This is a genomic window from Burkholderia sp. MSMB1498, assembly GCF_001526245.1.
Classification (GTDB): Bacteria; Pseudomonadota; Gammaproteobacteria; order Burkholderiales; family Burkholderiaceae; genus Burkholderia; species Burkholderia savannae.
The window spans coordinates 56,576-72,493 of sequence record NZ_LOYJ01000036.1; the positions used below are offsets into that span (position 1 = coordinate 56,576).

General features: G+C 67.9%; 13 protein-coding genes. 3 read left to right on the forward strand and 10 right to left on the reverse strand.

Annotated elements, in window-relative coordinates; all coding sequences use genetic code 11:
* Positions 1 to 22: 22 nt before the first annotated feature.
* The 10 genes from WS91_RS07420 to WS91_RS07460 all read right to left on the reverse strand — a co-directional run bounded on the left by WS91_RS07420 (position 23) and on the right by WS91_RS07460 (position 11,189).
* Positions 23 to 901 carry a TauD/TfdA dioxygenase family protein gene (locus WS91_RS07420; protein ID WP_081989974.1) on the reverse strand — a complete coding sequence of 293 codons (879 nt, stop codon included), beginning with the start codon at positions 899 to 901 and terminating at the stop codon, positions 23 to 25.
* The gene (gene aepY / locus WS91_RS07425; RefSeq protein WP_059670017.1) at positions 837 to 2,051 is read right to left on the reverse strand and encodes a phosphonopyruvate decarboxylase; all 1,215 of its coding nucleotides are present in this window, start codon (positions 2,049 to 2,051) and stop codon (positions 837 to 839) included. Before aepY ends, WS91_RS07420 begins: the two co-directional genes overlap by 65 nt.
* A gap of 2 nt (positions 2,052 to 2,053) precedes the next feature.
* Positions 2,054 to 2,965: a phosphoenolpyruvate mutase gene (aepX, locus tag WS91_RS07430; RefSeq protein WP_038752572.1), complete on the reverse strand. Its 912-nt coding sequence runs from the start codon at positions 2,963 to 2,965 to the stop codon at positions 2,054 to 2,056.
* Positions 2,966 to 3,071: 106 nt separating this feature from the next.
* A complete protein-coding gene (locus WS91_RS35605; RefSeq protein ID WP_156432313.1) occupies positions 3,072 to 3,260 on the reverse strand; it encodes a hypothetical protein in 189 nt (62 codons plus the stop codon).
* Positions 3,261 to 3,605: 345 nt separating this feature from the next.
* Positions 3,606 to 4,514, reverse strand: coding sequence for a metal-dependent hydrolase (locus WS91_RS07435; protein ID WP_038752706.1), 909 nt, complete (start codon positions 4,512 to 4,514; stop codon positions 3,606 to 3,608).
* A gap of 36 nt (positions 4,515 to 4,550) precedes the next feature.
* Positions 4,551 to 6,341 carry an SDR family oxidoreductase gene (locus WS91_RS07440; RefSeq protein ID WP_059670018.1) on the reverse strand — a complete coding sequence of 597 codons (1,791 nt, stop codon included), beginning with the start codon at positions 6,339 to 6,341 and terminating at the stop codon, positions 4,551 to 4,553.
* 49 nt (positions 6,342 to 6,390) lie between these two features.
* Positions 6,391 to 7,278, reverse strand: coding sequence for a M24 family metallopeptidase (locus WS91_RS07445; RefSeq protein ID WP_059670019.1), 888 nt, complete (start codon positions 7,276 to 7,278; stop codon positions 6,391 to 6,393).
* Between the two features lie 508 nt (positions 7,279 to 7,786).
* Positions 7,787 to 8,557: a slipin family protein gene (locus WS91_RS07450; RefSeq protein ID WP_038752564.1), complete on the reverse strand. Its 771-nt coding sequence runs from the start codon at positions 8,555 to 8,557 to the stop codon at positions 7,787 to 7,789.
* Positions 8,554 to 10,047 (reverse strand): NfeD family protein, encoded by a 1,494-nt coding sequence (locus WS91_RS07455; protein ID WP_059670020.1) that lies wholly within the window; start codon positions 10,045 to 10,047, stop codon positions 8,554 to 8,556. The genes WS91_RS07450 and WS91_RS07455 overlap by 4 nt, the downstream gene beginning before the upstream one ends.
* Positions 10,048 to 10,124: 77 nt before the next feature.
* The gene (locus WS91_RS07460) at positions 10,125 to 11,189 is read right to left on the reverse strand and encodes an AraC family transcriptional regulator (protein WP_059670021.1); all 1,065 of its coding nucleotides are present in this window, start codon (positions 11,187 to 11,189) and stop codon (positions 10,125 to 10,127) included.
* A 162-nt stretch (positions 11,190 to 11,351) separates the two neighbouring features.
* On the opposite strand from WS91_RS07460, the gene WS91_RS07465 reads away from it, so the two are divergent.
* The 3 genes from WS91_RS07465 to WS91_RS07475 all read left to right on the forward strand — a co-directional run bounded on the left by WS91_RS07465 (position 11,352) and on the right by WS91_RS07475 (position 15,906).
* A complete protein-coding gene (locus WS91_RS07465; RefSeq protein ID WP_059578852.1) occupies positions 11,352 to 12,485 on the forward strand; it encodes an acyl-CoA dehydrogenase family protein in 1,134 nt (377 codons plus the stop codon).
* Positions 12,486 to 12,594: 109 nt separating this feature from the next.
* Positions 12,595 to 14,298, forward strand: a complete 1,704-nt coding sequence (locus WS91_RS07470; protein ID WP_059670022.1) for an AMP-binding protein — start codon at positions 12,595 to 12,597, stop codon at positions 14,296 to 14,298.
* 78 nt (positions 14,299 to 14,376) lie between these two features.
* Positions 14,377 to 15,906 (forward strand): CoA-acylating methylmalonate-semialdehyde dehydrogenase, encoded by a 1,530-nt coding sequence (locus tag WS91_RS07475; RefSeq protein ID WP_038752551.1) that lies wholly within the window; start codon positions 14,377 to 14,379, stop codon positions 15,904 to 15,906.
* Positions 15,907 to 15,918: the final 12 nt, after the last annotated feature.

Genomic DNA, 15,918 nt, shown 5'->3' on the forward strand with positions numbered 1-15,918 from the left:
GTTCGTGTCGGATGCGCGGGTGCTACAGCGGCCGCGCGGGATCGGCCTCGATTTGCGTGCGCCACATCAGGCGCCGCGCATGCTCGTCGAACGCATCGCGCCGATGCATCGTGCAGCGGTTGTCCCAGATCATGATGTCGCCGACTTCCCATCGCTGCGTCCAGGTGATGCCGTCGAGCCGTGTGTAGCGCCACAGTTCGTCGAGGAGCGCTTCCGATTCGTCGACGGGCAGGCCCACGACGTACGCGTTCAATCGGCGCCCGAGATACAGATACGGCCGCTGCGTGACCGGATGGACGCGCACGATCGGATGGACCGAGCCGGGGCAGGCGGTCACGTCGACGACGGAGTCGAACCCATAGCGCAGCTCGCCGACCGCGGTGTAGCTGCGATCGTGCTTGATCGACAGGCCGGCGACCCGCTTGCGCAGCGACGCGGGCAGCGCGTCGTGGACGCTGTACATGTTCATGAACTCGGTGTTGCCGCCATGCGCGGGAACCTCGATCGCATACAGGATGCTCGCGATGGGCGGCACGTCGGTGTAGCACATGTCGGTGTGCCAGTACGCTTCCTTCGAGCCGAGATGCCCGATCGACACGCCGTTCTCCAAGATGTTCGACACGATCATCAGCTCGGGCAGATCGTCGCGCGACGTCAGCTTCTGCTCTTGGTTCAGCGCGCGTTCGGGCTTGCCGAAGATCCGGCTGAACTCGACGAACTCCGCCATGCCGAGCCGCTGCTGGCGAAGCCGGCAGATGCCGCCCGCATGCCACGCGTCGATCAGCGTCCGAACGGCGTCGGAATCGTTAGGGAACGGCGTGTCGAAGCCGTACACCTCACTGCCGAGCGCACTGGACAGCGTCCTGTACGCCACTTTCCTGCGCGTGGTCGTTTCGATCATGTGTTGCTCCGTTGTGGGATAGGAACGCCATGAAACCGCGCTTGTTCTCGGCGGGCGACGTGCGCGGCCTGCCGAGATCGCTTCGATAGCCTGGACGGCACGTCACTTCGATGAACGCGCTGCCGTCCAGGAGGCTTGCGTGATGAAGCGCGCTCTCCAGCTCGATCGGCGTCGCGACGGTCCGGGCGAACGCGTAGCCGCACGATGCCGCGATGTGCGAAAGCCGCAACTGCGCGGCGAGCGTGCGCTGTCCGCCGACGGAATCGTGGACGCCGTTGTTGATGACGACGTGCACGAGGTTCGGCGCGCTTGCGCAGTACGCGAGGCCGCCCATATGCATCAGCAGCGCGCCGTCTCCGTCGATGCAGATCACCTGTTGTCGTGGGCGGGCGAGCGCGATGCCGACCGCGATCTGCGACGCGTGGCCCATGCCGCCGACCGTCAGGAAATCGCGCGCGTGCGACTGGCCGAGCCGTTCGCGCAGCTCATAGAGCTCGCGCGACGCGACGCCCGTCGTCGACACGATCGCCGTCGCGTCGCCCGCATGCTCGACGATCAGCTCGATCGCGCGTTCGCGCGTCATTTTGCCGAGCTGCGCGTGTGCGACGTTCGTCCGGTGGGCGGGCGCATCGTCGAACGTATCCTTGCGCGCGACGAGTGCGACGGGCTGCGACGTGCGCCGCGCGTCATCGATCAGCCGCGCGATCGCCGCGTCATCGTCGTACGCGCGGTTCAACACGAGATGACGGATCGACAGTGCGTCGAGCAGCGGCAGCGTGATGCGGCCCTGCGTCGCGTGCTGCGGATCGTCGTGCGCTTGCGAGCCGTCCGCCGCGATTTCCGCGCGCCAGCCGACGATCAGCACGAGCGGAATGCCGTACACCGCGCGATCCGCGAGCGACACGAGCGGATTGATCGCATTGCCGATGCCGGAGTTCTGCATGTAGACGGCCGGCATGCGGCCCGTCGCGAGATGGTGGCCGATCGCGATGCCGATCGCGGCCCCCTCGCTGCTCGCGACGATGTGACGAAGCGGACAATCCGGATCGTTCAGGCGACCGCAGAACGATTTCAATAAGGAATCCGGAACGCCGGCCGCGAGGTCGACGCCGGCATCGGTCAGTATGCCGATCAGGTCTTCCGATTTCATGGTCAGGCGGTTCCCGGAATGAGCTTCAGGATTTCATTGACAGGCAGGCAGCGCTCCTCGATTTCGAGCGTGCGGCCGTGCGCGAGGATGCCTTCCGCGACCGCCAGCATCGCCGGATAAGCGGCGCGCAACAGATGATTCGCGTAGATGACGACGCTGAAGTGCCGCGCGAGCTCGCCGAACGAGATCGCATTGAAGCTCGTCGGAACGCAGACGAGATACGCGTCGTGGCCGAGCGCGCGAAACCGCTGCGCGAATTCGACGACTTCGTCCGCGTCCTTCTTCCGGCTGTGGATCATGATGCCGTCGGCGCCGGCTTCGCAGTAGGCGGCCGCGCGTTCGAGCGCGTCCGGCATGCCCTTGTCGAGAATCAGGCTTTCGACGCGGGCGATGATCTGAAAATCGTCGGTGATCTGCGCCGCTTTGCCGACGCGAATCTTTTCGCAGAAGTCGTCGATCGATTCCTGGTGTTGAATCACGTCGTTGCCGAGCAGCGAATTTTTCTTCAACCCCGTTTTGTCTTCGATAATCACCGCCGACACGCCGGATCGTTCCAGAGACTGGACATTCAGCGCGAAGTGTTCGGGCTTGCCGCCCGTGTCGCCGTCGATGATGAGCGGCTTGGTCGTGACATCGAAAATGTGCTGGACGTTCGGCAGCCGGCTCGCGATGTCCAGGATCTCGATGTCGGGCCGGCCACGCAGCGTCGAGTCGGTCAGCGAGCTCGACCAGAAGCCGTCGAACTCGGATTGCGTGGCACCGTCCGCCACGTAAACCTTCTCGCTGATCATTGCGGAAATCGGACTGTGGCTTTCGATGAAGCGCAGCGCGCGGCCGGCCGCCAGTTTGTCCCGAAATGATCGACGTCTTTGTTCGTTGGTAATCGGCGCGCTTATTAATTCTCTTATCGGCACGATTTGCTCCTTGTAAATGAAGCAATTTAATAATTTAAGTTCGGGGTCATTGTTATTGTTTATGAAGATTGGATGACAATGTCAAACCGGCTTCCGTGAAATAAAGTCACGCGTGCGTGCCGCGAATGTACGGATCGACGGAGACGGCAACAAGCGGCGCGTTCATTCCGTTTTCGGCATCGGCGGCATGGGGCTCGGCGCGCACAGGCGTTTTCCAGGTGTGCCGGGATGGCGCGGGGCGAATGGATCGAAAGGCGGCGCGGCACGGCGAGCGCGAGGTGCCGAGGTTGTCCAATGGCGCAGGTTCCGGTGGCATGCGCGGCGACTGCGGGCGGCGGCCGCGGCGCGACACGAATCGAGCAAGGTGGGTACGTGCGTCGTTCGATGCGCCGGAAGGCTCAAAGGCTCAAAGGCTCAAAGGCGAGAAGGCGAGAAGGCGAGAAGGCGAGAAGGCGAGAAGGCGAGAAGTACGGCAAGCCGGCGAAGCGCGACGACCCGGCCAGGCGGTGATGCGAGCGGCCGAGACGCCGCTGAACTGAAGCGACGAGTGCTGCGCCGGCGAAGCGGACGACACGCGGGCACACAAAGTGAATTGAATCGGGCCCCGCGCGTGCTCGCACGGTGCCCGTCCGCCGTCGCGTCAGGGCGCTGCCTTCCCCGTTCCCCAGTTGCCGCCGTGCGCGGCGGCCTGCGCCGCTGGCGAGCGCGCGAGATATGCGAGCGCGACCTCGGTGGAGCCTTCGCCGTGCGGCGTGTAGCTCGGCCGGTAATAGCGCAGCGCCGCGCCGATCGTCTTCCAGAACGACGGCAGATGGCCGCGGCGCGACCCGCGCCACCACGACAGCACGAAGCCCGGATAGCGGCCGGTGCTCGGATCGCGCTCGTACATGTACTTCGCGCCCGACGTGATGAAGTAGAGCAGCACCAGGATCACGAACGTCATGTGGACCGCGCGCTCGACATAGTGGCCGCCGAGATGCTGGTAAATGTCGAACGCCACGGCCCGGTGCTCGACTTCCTCCGCACCGTGCCAGCGCAGCAGATCGACGACCGTCGGATCGGCGCGGCCGTCGTCGAGCCCACGCGCGTTCAGCACCCAGTTGCCGAGATAGCCGAAGAAGTGCTCGAGCGATGCGATCACCGCGAGCTGCTGGCGCAGCCAGAAGCGCGTGTGGCCGATCTTCAGGCCGAGCGGGCGTTCGCCCAGTACCTTCGTGAAGAGCCAGTTGATCCGCTGCGTGAACGGTTTGGTGTCGATCCCATGCCGCTCGTAGTAGTGCTTGAGCACGCTGCCGTGCGAGCGCGAATGCACGGCTTCCTGACGCAGGAAGCCGTCGGCGTCCGCGTGCAGCGCCGGATCGGTGATGAGGGGCAGCGCCTTGTTGTACACGCGGCAGAACCACAGCTCGCCTTCCGGGAACAGCAGGTTCAGCGTGTTGATGATGTGCGTGCTTTCGGGATCGCCTTCGATCCACTGGATCGGTGTCTTGGCGAAATCGAATTTGACGTGGCGCGCTTTAATCAGGTAGTGATTTTCCGGGGCATTCATCGATGTCTCCTCCAACGGTCGGGGCGGCTTTGCCGCTCAATGCGACGCCATGCTGATGCGGGCGATCATCCGGCCGAGCCACGGCGTGAAGCGCCCGACGAAACGCATCGCGTGCGCCTCCGCGCCGATCGCGACGACCGCCTTGTTCTGCAGCACGCCGTCGACCATCGCCTTCGCGACCGTCTCCGGCTTCAGGCCGCGCATCTGATAAAGCTTCGTCGCGCGCTTGCGCAGCCGCGCTTCGTCCTGCGCGCTCTTCGCGCCCGCGTACTGGGTCGACGCCATGATGCCGGTCTCGGCGAAGCCGGGGCACACGGCCGTCACGCCGATGCCGTGATCCGCGAGCTCGGCGCGCATGCATTCGCTGAGCATCAGCACCGCGGCCTTTGTCGTTGCGTAGGCGGGCAGGTCGCGCGACGGGCCGAACGCGGCCGCCGACGCCGTGTTGAGGATGTGGCCGCCCGCGCCGCGCGCGGCCATCTGCTTCGCGAACAGGCGCGAGCCGTGGATCACGCCCCACAGGTTCACGCGCAGGATGCGCTCCCAGTGCGCGGCCGACGTGTCGAGAATGCCGCCCGCCATGCCGATGCCCGCGTTGTTGACGACGATGTCCGCGCCGCCCAGCTCGTCGCCGACCCAGTTCGCGAGCGCTTCCATGTCGTCGGCCGAGCCGACGTCGACGCGCCGCACGTGCGCCTCGACGCCGAGCAGGCGCACGAGGAGCGCGGTGCGCTCGGCCGCCTGCTCGTCGATGTCGACGGCGACGATCGACGCGCCTTGCTTCGCGAATTCGACGGCCGCGCAGCGGCCGATGCCACTGCCCGCGCCCGTGATCACGACGCGTTTGCCGACGAACGGCCCGGTGCCGCTCGCGCGGCGCGCAAGCGCGAGCGCGGGCGGCTCCGCGCCCGTCTCGACCGCTTCGATCAGCTCTTGCGCGAGCGCGGCGAAGCGTTCGGGTTCGGACATCGGCAGCCAGTGCCGCTCGGCCACTTCGCGGCGGTAATAGGCCGGCACCCAGCGCGCGATGTCGGCCGACAGCGCGGGGCTCACGAACTTGTCGCTCAGCGGCACGACGACCTGCACGGGCGCGTGCGCGTAGCGCTCGCGCGGCGCGAACACGCGGCGGATGAAGTTCGCGCGATAGAGGCGCACGCCGTTCACGCCGTCCTCGGTCTGCGTCGGGCGCGGGCCGACGTCGGTGCGCTCGAGCCGGCGCATCAGCGAAGGCCACGCGCGGCCGAGCCACAGACGCCAATTGAGCTCGGGGATGAACGGCAGATGGAACAGATACACGTACCACGAGCGCACGAGCTGGCCGCCGAGACGCTTGATCGATGCGGGCGACGGACGCGCGAGCTGCTGGCGCAACCAGTAGCCGACGTGGTCGAGATTCGGCCCGGAGCACGACGTGTACGACAGGATGCGCCCCGCGAGCCGCGGCTCGGTGACGAACTCCCAGCCCTGAATCGAGCCCCAGTCGTGGCCGATCACGTGGACCGCGCGCTTCGGCGCGAGCGCGTCGATCACCGCGACGAAATCGTCGACGAGCCGCTCGAGCCGGTAGTCGGCCGTGCGCGCGGGTTTCGTCGACAGGCCCGCGCCGCGCACGTCGTACGCGATCACGTAGTAAGACTTCGCAAGCAGCGGCGCGACGCGGTGCCAGACGCTGCTGCTGTCGGGGTAGCCGTGCACGAGCACGACGGCGGGACGCGACGCGTCGCCCCAGGTCTTCGCGGCGAGCGTGACGTCGCCGGCCGGAACGGCGGTTTCGGCGTGAACCGATTCGAACAGCGCGAGCGGCGCTTCGTCGGAAAGAGGCTGCATCGTGATGTCTTGTCTTGTTGTCGGAAAGGAGGGCGCGCGGCGAATCCGGTCACGCGGCCTGTTCTTGCGCAAGCTGCTTGCTCGCCTCGCGCGCGTGCCAGCGGCGCACGTGCGGCAGGTCGTCGTCGAGCCAGTACGCGTCGTCGTCGGTGATGACGAGCAACTCCTCGAATTTCGCGCCGACGCCGGCGAAGCCGAGATGCGGCTCGACCGCCCAGAGGCCGGGCGTCGGCGCGTGATTGGAGCGCGCGTCGATCGACCACAGCGGCGACCAGCCCTGTTCCTTGCCCGCGCGCGTTTGCTCGAGCAGCAGGTTGCGCGTCGAGTTGAGGCCGAAGCGCGCGACGAAACGCGGCTTCGACAGCTTGTGCAGCTTCGCGACGCGATGCGCGAGCACCTTGAACGGATACGCCTTGTGGCGCGGCTCGACGCCCTGGCGGCGGCACAGCGCGTCGACTTCCTGCGCGACTTCGGCGAGCGTGCGGCGCTCCTTGACGAGCTTCACGATCATCTCGCGGTGCGCGATCAGGTCGTCCTGCAGTTGCTCGAGGACCGGGTTGTGGCCGAGACAGGTTGCGTAGCCGACGTCGGCGACGATTCCGTCGACGACGGGCGCGACGTCGAGGATCACCGGCATGTCGGGCTCGAGCGTGCGGTTGCTCGGGAAGAATGCGAGGTTGAAGCCGCCCAGGTGCTTCAGTCCCGAGAAGCCCTCGAACGCGGTGCGATCGCCGAACCACGCGAACGGCTTGTGCAGCCAGTCGTGCACGCCGTGGTCCTGCGCCCATTCGATCATCAGCTTCGCGGCCTGCTTCTCGGTGATGCCGGGGTACAGCATGTCGCCGACCGTCTCGACGCAGCGGTACGCGAGCTGCTGGACGGAGCGGAACTGGTCCAGCTCTTCGATATGGATTTCCGGCAGCGGATGCTCGGCCATGGCGTCGTCTCCCTTTCTTCGTCGTTCTGAACGGCGATGCCGGCCGCGGATGCGTGCCGTCATTGCGCTGCGTCAGCAAATGTGACATTGATCAATGTAAGCATCTTATAGCAACTGACCGCGCGCGAGCGTGCGTTTGTGATGAGTACTTCTCCTAATTCGTCGGCGAAAAGCGCGGCGGCGCGGCGTGGGCCGCTACGGGGCGAAATGGGCGTCGAAACGGAAGTTGAAATGGGGAGCGATCTGCCGGACGAACGGCCGGCGAGTGAGCGGTCGGGCCGGCGGGCGGCCGAATCATCGAATCATCGAGCCGGCGGATCGGACGATCGGCGGATGGCAGACCGCAGACCGCAGACCGCAGACCGCAGACCGCAGACCGCGGTCCGCAGACCGCAGACGGCGGACAGCAGACAGCAGACCGCAGACAGCAGACAGCAGACAGCAGACAGCAGACAGCAGGTGGCGAACGGCGGGCCGCGACGGGGCAGCCCGCGACGGGCACAACGGATTACCGCGGTGCGCCGCCGAAGCGTTCAAGCACCGAACTGAGCAGGTCGATCGGCAACGGAAAGACGATCGTCGAGTTCTTGTCGGCGGCGATCGTCGTGAGCGTCTGCAGATAACGCAGCTGCATCGCCTGCGGCTGCAGCGCGAGCCGCTGCGCGGCCTTCAGCAACTGCTCGGACGCCTGCAGCTCGCCTTCCGCGTGGATCACCTTCGCGCGCCGCTCGCGCTCGGCCTCGGCCTGCCGCGCGATCGCGCGGATCATCGTCTCGTTCAGGTCGACGTGCTTGATCTCCACCACCGATACCTTGATCCCCCACGCGTCCGTCTGCGCGTCGAGCGTTTTCTGGATGTCGGCGTTCAATTGCTCGCGCTCGGCGAGGAGCGCGTCGAGCTCGTGCTTGCCGAGCACGGAGCGCAGCGTCGTCTGCGCGAGCTGGCTCGTCGCGTCGAAGTAGCGCTGAACCTGGATCACCGCCTTTTCCGGATCGACGACGCGGAAATACACGACAGCGCTCACCTTCACCGACACGTTGTCGCGCGTGATCACGTCTTGCGCGGGCACGTCGAACACGACGGTGCGCAGGTCGATCCGCACCACTTGCTGGACGACCGGGATGATCAGCACGAGGCCCGGCCCCTTGACCTTCCAGAAGCGCCCGAGCAGGAACACGACGCCGCGCTCGTATTCCCGGAAGATGCGGATCGCCGACGCGATCACGAACAGCGCGAATACGAACAGCAGGCTGCTGAAGCCGAACGTGAAGCCCATCATGATTGTTCTCCTTGTGGTGGGGCGGTGTTGTCGTACAGCGGGGCGACGGTCAGCGTGAGGCCGTTGCGGCCCGTCACGCGCACGCGGCGGCCGGCCGCGATCGGCGTCGCGCTCGCGACGCGCCAGCGCTCGCCGTGCACGCGCGCCCAGCCGGCCGCGGACGGCGCGAGCGGTGCGGCCGGATCGGCGCTCGGGCCGATTTCGGGCGGCTGATCGGGGACGAGCCCGTCGTCGAGCACTTCGCCGACGCTGCCGACGATCGCCTCCGCGCCCGTGACGACGGGCCGCCGCCGCGCGCGCAGCGCGAAGCCCGACACGCCGAACACGAGGATCGCGCCCGAGGCCGCCAGCGAGACGATCACGGGCCACGGCACGCCGTAGCCGGGCACGTCGGTGTCGATCAGCATCAGCGCGCCGATCGCGAACGCGACGATGCCGCCGACGCCGAGCGTGCCGAAAGTCGGCAGGAATGCCTCGGCGATCAGGAACGCGATGCCGAGCATCACGAGCGCGAGGCCCGCGTAGTTGATCGGCAGCAATTGCAGCGCGAACAGGCCGACGAGCAGGCTGATCGCGCCCGCGACGCCCGGCAGCACGAAGCCCGGATTCGCGAATTCGAAGAAGATTCCGTACATCCCCAGCGTGACGAGCACGAGCGCGACGCTCGGATCGGCGATCGTCGCGAGCAGGCGGCTGCGCCAGTCGGGCTCGATCGTCTCGATCGGCGCCTGCGCGGTGTCGAGCCGGTGCGTGCCCGTCGCGGTGACGATCTTGCTGCCGTCGAGCTTCGCGGCGAGATCGGCCGGATCGTTCGCGATCAGGTCGACGACGTGCTGCGCGAGCGCGTCGTTCGCGGGCAGGCTCACCGCTTCGCGCACCGCGCGCTCCGCCCATTCGACGTTGCGGCCTCGCAGTTGCGCGAGACTGCGGATGTATGCGGCCGCGTCGTGCAGCGCCTTGCGGGATTCGGTCGACTCGGCGTCGGTCGCGGCCGCGCCGGATGCGGCGCCGGGCTCGCGCCGCGCGGCGGGCGGCGCCGGGCCGCCGACGCCGAACTGCACGGGCGACGCCGCGCCGAGATTCGTGCCGGGCGCCATCGCCGCGATGTGGCTCGCATAGACGATGTAGGTGCCGGCGCTCGCCGCGCGCGCGCCGCCCGGCGCGACGAACGCGGCGACGGGCACGCCCGAGCCGACGATCGCCTTGATGATCTGCCGCATCGACGTGTCGAGGCCGCCCGGCGTGTCGAGCTGGAGGATCGCGAGCTGCGCGTGCTCGCGCGCGGCTCGCTCGAGGCCGCGGACGATGAAGTCGGCGCTCGCGGGCCCGATCGCGCCCGTGACCGGAATCACGACGACGGGCTCGCGCGTCGCGGCGGCGGCGGCCGCGCAGGCGAGCAGCAGGCCGACCAGCACGGCCGCGCGCGCGAGCCGCGCGGGAAGCCTGCCGTGCCTGGGCGGCGGGCGCGGCGAAGGGTGGGGCGTTTGCATCGCGGTGTCGGCCGGCGGCGCGCGGCCGCATGGTGCGGCGCCGCAGCCGGGCCGTGAGAAGGGCGTGCGCCCGGTGTTTAAAGAGTAGGCGGTTTCCGGCGAAAGCGCGAAGCGGCGGCGCGCGCGGCGAGTGCGGCGTCGCGGTAGTCGGCGGGGCTCATTCCGCGCCACTTGCGGAACGCGCGGTAGAACGCGCTCGGCTCGGCGAAGCCCGCCGCCGCCGCGACGTCGGCGACGGTGCGGGCCGGATCGGCGAGCGCCTCGCACGCGAGATCGCGGCGCAGCGCGTCCTTGATCGACTGATACGAAAGGCCCTCCTGCTTCAGCTTGCGCCGCAGCGTCGCCTCGGCGACGTGCAGCCGCGCGGCGAGCGCGTGCGAGGTCGGCCACGCGGCGGGCGGCAGCCCGCGCAGCGTCGCGCGCACGCGCTCGCCGAACGCGTGCGGATTGCGATACTTCACGATGAAGCTCGCGGGCGCGTCGCGCAGGAACGGCTTCAGCGTCTTCGCCGTCTGCACGACGGGCAGCGCGGCGAACGCCGGATCGAAATCGACGTACGAATCGGACTGATCGAAGCGCATGTCGTCGCAGAACATCAGCTGATATTCGTGGACGGCGAGCGGCTCGCCGCACCGAAAGCTCGCGTGCAGCAGCGGAATGCGCCGCCCGATCAGCCAGCACGTGAGCCCGTAGACGATGATGAAATAGGTTGCGTACGCGAACATCGCCGGCGCGTTCGCTTTGTTGCGATGCACGAAACGCAGCCGCACGCGCTCGGCGTTCGCGTCGATCTCGGCGTGCAGATCGTCGAGCACGCAGTGCATGAAGTTGACCGCGCGCGCGAGCGCGCGCAGCCCGTTGCGCGCGGAGAGCGCCGCCTGGCTCATCGCGATGAAGCTGCCGCAGCGCATCGGATGCGAATCCTGGCCGAAGAACTCGTCGTCGAGCGCGCGCGCGATCGCGTTCCACAGCGCGCCGTATTGCCGCGCGGACACGCGCGCGTTCGGCTGCGCGAGCAGCGCGGCGGCAATGCCCGCCTGCGCGAGGAGCGGCGCGTCGTCGACGCCGCGCCGGCGCGACAGCGCGAGGCTCGACTCGACGAGCGCGATCGAAACGGTGCCTTTCTTCTCTTCGTGCTTCATCGCAGGGCGTGCCGTGGCGCGGTATGGCAAAAACGATCAGTGTAATTGAGCGAAGCGAGCATCGAACAGAATCCGCGCGTTGCCTACACTTGACTTATCGAGACAAAACGAACGAGGCGCGCCGCGCGACGACGCGGCTGGCCGCCCGGGAGACACACAGCAATGGACGATCTCTACACCGAAGATCAACGGATGATCCTCGACGCCGCGCGCGCCTTCTCCGCCGAGGCGCTCGCGCCGAACGCCGCGCAGTGGGACCGCGAATCGCATCTGCCCGACGAGGTCGTCGCGCAGATGGGCGAGCTCGGCTTTCTCGGCATGATCGTGCCCGCCGACTGGGGCGGATCGTACACCGACTACGTCGCCTATGCGCTCGCGCTCGAAGAGATCGCGGCCGGCTGCGCGTCGTGTGCGACGCTCGTGAGCGTGCACAACTCGGTCGGCTGCGGGCCGGTGCTGAATTACGGCACGCAGGAGCAGAAAGAGCGCTGGCTGCGCGATCTCGCGACCGGCAAGACGATCGGCGCGTTCAGCCTCACCGAGCCGCACGCGGGTTCCGAGGCGCACAACCTGCGCACGCGCGCGGAGCTGCGCGACGGCAAGTGGATACTGAACGGCAGCAAGCAGTTCGTCACGAACGGCGCGCGCGCGGGCCTCACGATCGTTTTTGCCATGACCGATCCGGGCGAAGGCAAGCGCGGGCTGTCCGCATTCGTCGTGCCGGCCGACACGCCGGGCTTCATCGTCGGCAAGCCCGAGAAGAAGATGGGCATCCGCGCGTCGGACACCTGCGCGATCACGCTCGAGAACTGCGCAATTCCGCAGGAGAATCTGCTCGGCAAGCGCGGCGAGGGGCTGAAGATCGCGCTGTCGAATCTCGAGGGCGGGCGCATCGGCATCGCCGCGCAGGCGATCGGCATCGCGCGCGCCGCGTTCGATCGCGCGCGCCGCTATGCGCGCGAGCGGGTCCAGTTCGGCAAGCCGATCGCCGAGCATCAGGCGATCGCCGAGAAGCTCGCGAACATGGCGACGCAGATCAACGCCGCGCGCCTTCTCACGCATCACGCGGCGCGGCTGCGCACGGCGGGCCTGCCGTGCCTGTCCGAAGCGTCGCAGGCGAAGCTCTTCGCGTCCGAGATGGCCGAGGCGGTGTGCTCGGACGCGATCCAGATCCACGGCGGCTACGGTTTCCTCGTCGACTACGAGGTCGAGCGCCATTACCGCGATGCGCGGATCACGCAGATCTACGAGGGGACCAGCGAAGTGCAAAGAATGGTGATCGCGCGGCAGCTCTGAGCGCCGCCGCGCGAATCACCGCGAAGAGGCACTCGCGCAACATGGATGGCTTTGCATGGGATCGGAGTAAGCGCCAAAGCGCCGACTCCGATCGACAGGAGACGACACGATGACGGCACAGGCGTTTCTCGACGCACGCGATTTCCTGCTGCGCCACCGCACCGACTACGAGAGCGCATATCGCGATTTCAAGTGGCCGGCGCTCGACGAATTCAACTGGGCGCTCGACTACTTCGACGCGATCGCGCGCGGCAACGACCGCCCGGCGCTGTGGATCGTCGACGCCGCGACGGGCGACGGCGCGCAGTACACGTTCGCGCAGATGTCGGAGCGCTCCGCGCGGATCGCGAACTGGCTGCGCGGCATCGGCGTTGCGCGCGGCGAGCGCATTCTGCTGATGCTGCCGAACCGCGTCGAGCTGTGGGACACGATGCTCGCGGCGATGAAGCTCGGCGCGGTGGTGCTGCCCGCGACGACGCAGCTGTCCGCCGACGACGTGCGCGAGCGCGTGCAGATCGGCGGCGCGCGCTATGCGATCGTCGACGAGAACGAAGCCGCGAAGTTCGAGCAGCCGGGGCTTGACGTGACGAAGATCGTCGCGGGTGCGCCGCGCGCGGGGTGGCTTCCGCTCGCCGACGGCTACGCGGCCCCCGCGGACTTCACGCCCGACGGGCGCACGCACGCGAGCGATCCGATGCTGCTGTATTTCACGTCGGGCACGACGTCGAAGCCGAAGCTCGTCGAGCACACGCACCGCACGTATCCGGTCGGCAGCCTGTCGACGATGTACTGGGTCGGCCTGCAGCCGGGCGACGTCCACTGGAACATCAGCTCGCCCGGCTGGGCGAAGCACGCGTGGAGCTGCTTCTACGCGCCGTGGAACGCGCAGGCGTGCGTGTTCGCGTTCAACTATGCGCGCTTCGAGCCGAAGGTCGTGCTCGATGCGCTCGTCAAATATCAGGTGACGACGATGTGCGCGCCGCCGACCGTCTGGCGGATGCTCGTCCAGCAGCCGCTCGCGACGTTCGCGGTGAAGCTGCGCGAGATCGTCGGCGCGGGCGAGCCGCTCAATCCGGAGATCATCGAGCGCGTGAAGAAGGCGTGGGGCGTGACGATTCGCGACGGCTACGGGCAGACCGAAACCACTTGCCTCATCGGCAACTCGCCGGGGCAGCCGGTTGTGCCGGGCGCGATGGGCCGGCCGATGCCGGGCTACGCGATCGCGCTGCTCGATCCGGACGGCGCCCCCGCGAGCGAAGGCGAGGTCGCGCTGCCGGTGGGCCCGGGCGTCGAGCGTCCGGTCGGCCTGATGAAGGGCTACGCGAACAATCCGGAGGCGACCGCGCACGCGATGCGCGGCGGCCACTACCGCACGTCCGACATCGCGCTGCGCCGCGACGACGGCTACTTCGTCTACGTCGGCCGCGCGGACGACGTGTTCAAGTCGTCCGATTACCGGCTGAGCCCGTTCGAGCTCGAAAGCGTGCTGATCGAGCACGAGGCGATCGCCGAGGCGGCCGTCGTGCCGAGCCCGGACCCGGTGAGGCTGTCGGTGCCGAAGACGTTCATCACGCTGCGCGCGGGCTACGAGCCGAGCGAGGCGCTCGCGCGCGACATCTTCCGCTTCTCGCGCGAGCGGCTCGCGCCGTACAAGCGGATTCGGAGGTTGCAGTTCGCCGAGCTGCCGAAGACGATCTCCGGCAAGATCCGACGCGTCGAATTGCGCCGCCTCGAGCTGGAGCGCGGCGGCGACGCGTCGAGCCGGATGCCCGGCGAGTATTGGGAAGAGGATTTCGCGGCCGAGGGCAAGTGACGCCCGTCATGCCGCTTCGCATCAACCGGCCGGCGGCGCGCGCGGCGCGCCGCCGGCCATAGCCAGGAGAATCTCACGATGAACGCAACTCCGTCGTCCCAGAAGGGACATCACGTGCCGACTGTGAAGCTGTTGATCGCCGGCGAATTCGTCGAATCCCACGCGACCGAGTGGCGCGACATCGTCAATCCGGCGACGCAGGAGCTGCTCGCGCGCGTGCCGTTCGCGACGGCCGCCGAAGTCGACGCGGCCGTCGAGGCCGCGCAGGCCGCGTTCGCGAAGTGGAAGAACACGCCGCTTTCCGCGCGGATGCGGATCATGCTGAAGTTCCAGGAGCTCGTGCGCGCGAACCTGCCGCAGATCGCGAAGACGTTGACGGCCGAGCAGGGCAAGACGTTGCCCGACGCCGAAGGCGACGTGTTTCGCGGCCTCGAGGTCGTCGAGCACGCGTGCTCGGTCGGCTCGCTGCAATTGGGCGAATTCGCCGAGAACGTCGCGGGCGGCGTGGACACCTACTCGCTGCGCCAGCCGCTCGGCGTGTGCGTCGGCATCACGCCGTTCAACTTCCCGGCGATGATTCCGCTGTGGATGTTCCCGATGGCGATCGTCTGCGGCAATACGTTCGTGCTGAAGCCTTCCGAGCAGGACCCGCTGTCGACGATGCAGCTCGTCGAGCTCGCGATCGAGGCGGGCGTGCCGAAGGGCGTGCTCAACGTCGTGCACGGCGGCAAGGAAGTCGTCGACGCGCTGTGCACCCATCCGCTCGTGAAGGCGATCTCGTTCGTCGGCTCGACGGCCGTCGGCACGCACGTGTACCGGCTCGGCAGCGAGCACGGCAAGCGCGTGCAGTCGATGATGGGCGCGAAGAACCACGCGGTGATCCTGCCCGACGCGAACCGCGAGCAGACGGTCAACGCGCTCGTCGGCGCGGCGTTCGGCGCGGCGGGCCAGCGCTGCATGGCGACGTCGGTCGCGGTGCTCGTCGGCGCGGCGCGCGACTGGCTGCCCGACATCGTCGCGAAGGCGAAGACGCTGAAGGTCAACGCGGGCGCGGAAGCCGGCACCGACGTCGGCCCCGTCGTATCGCGCGCGGCGAAGCAGCGGATTCTCGGCCTCATCGAAACCGGCGAGAAGGAAGGCGCGACGCTCGCGCTCGACGGCCGAGAAGTGAGCGTCGACGGCTATCCGCACGGCAACTTCATCGGCCCGACGGTCTTCGCCGACGTGACGCCGGAGATGTCGATCTACACGCACGAGATCTTCGGCCCGGTGCTGTGCGTGATGTCGGTCGACACGCTCGACGAGGCGATCGCGCTCGTCAACGCGAATCCGTTCGGCAACGGCGTGGGCCTCTTCACGCAAAGCGGCGCGGCGGCGCGCAAGTTCCAGAGCGACATCGACATCGGCCAGGTCGGCATCAACATTCCGATTCCGGTGCCGGTGCCGTTCTTCAGCTTCACGGGCTCGCGCGGCTCGAAGCTCGGCGATCTCGGGCCGTACGGCAAGCAGGTCGTGCAGTTCTACACGCAGACGAAGACCGTCACCGCGCGCTGGTTCGACGACGACGCGACGGCGGGCGCCGTCAACACGACGATTCGCTTGCACTGATCGGGGAGGCGC

Excerpts from the sequence above, each read along its gene's own strand:
- WS91_RS07420 (WP_081989974.1), bottom strand. The coding sequence starts at position 901 with ATGATCGAAACGACCACGCGCAGGAAAGTGGCGTACAGGACGCTGTCC.
- aepY (WP_059670017.1), bottom strand. The coding sequence starts at position 2,051 with ATGAAATCGGAAGACCTGATCGGCATACTGACCGATGCCGGCGTCGAC.
- WS91_RS07435 (WP_038752706.1), bottom strand. The coding sequence starts at position 4,514 with ATGAATGCCCCGGAAAATCACTACCTGATTAAAGCGCGCCACGTCAAA.
- WS91_RS07440 (WP_059670018.1), bottom strand. The coding sequence starts at position 6,341 with ATGCAGCCTCTTTCCGACGAAGCGCCGCTCGCGCTGTTCGAATCGGTT.
- WS91_RS07445 (WP_059670019.1), bottom strand. The coding sequence starts at position 7,278 with ATGGCCGAGCATCCGCTGCCGGAAATCCATATCGAAGAGCTGGACCAG.
- WS91_RS07450 (WP_038752564.1), bottom strand. The coding sequence starts at position 8,557 with ATGATGGGCTTCACGTTCGGCTTCAGCAGCCTGCTGTTCGTATTCGCG.
- WS91_RS07455 (WP_059670020.1), bottom strand. The coding sequence starts at position 10,047 with ATGCAAACGCCCCACCCTTCGCCGCGCCCGCCGCCCAGGCACGGCAGG.
- WS91_RS07460 (WP_059670021.1), bottom strand. The coding sequence starts at position 11,189 with ATGAAGCACGAAGAGAAGAAAGGCACCGTTTCGATCGCGCTCGTCGAG.
- WS91_RS07465 (WP_059578852.1), top strand. The coding sequence starts at position 11,352 with ATGGACGATCTCTACACCGAAGATCAACGGATGATCCTCGACGCCGCG.
- WS91_RS07470 (WP_059670022.1), top strand. The coding sequence starts at position 12,595 with ATGACGGCACAGGCGTTTCTCGACGCACGCGATTTCCTGCTGCGCCAC.
- WS91_RS07475 (WP_038752551.1), top strand. The coding sequence starts at position 14,377 with ATGAACGCAACTCCGTCGTCCCAGAAGGGACATCACGTGCCGACTGTG.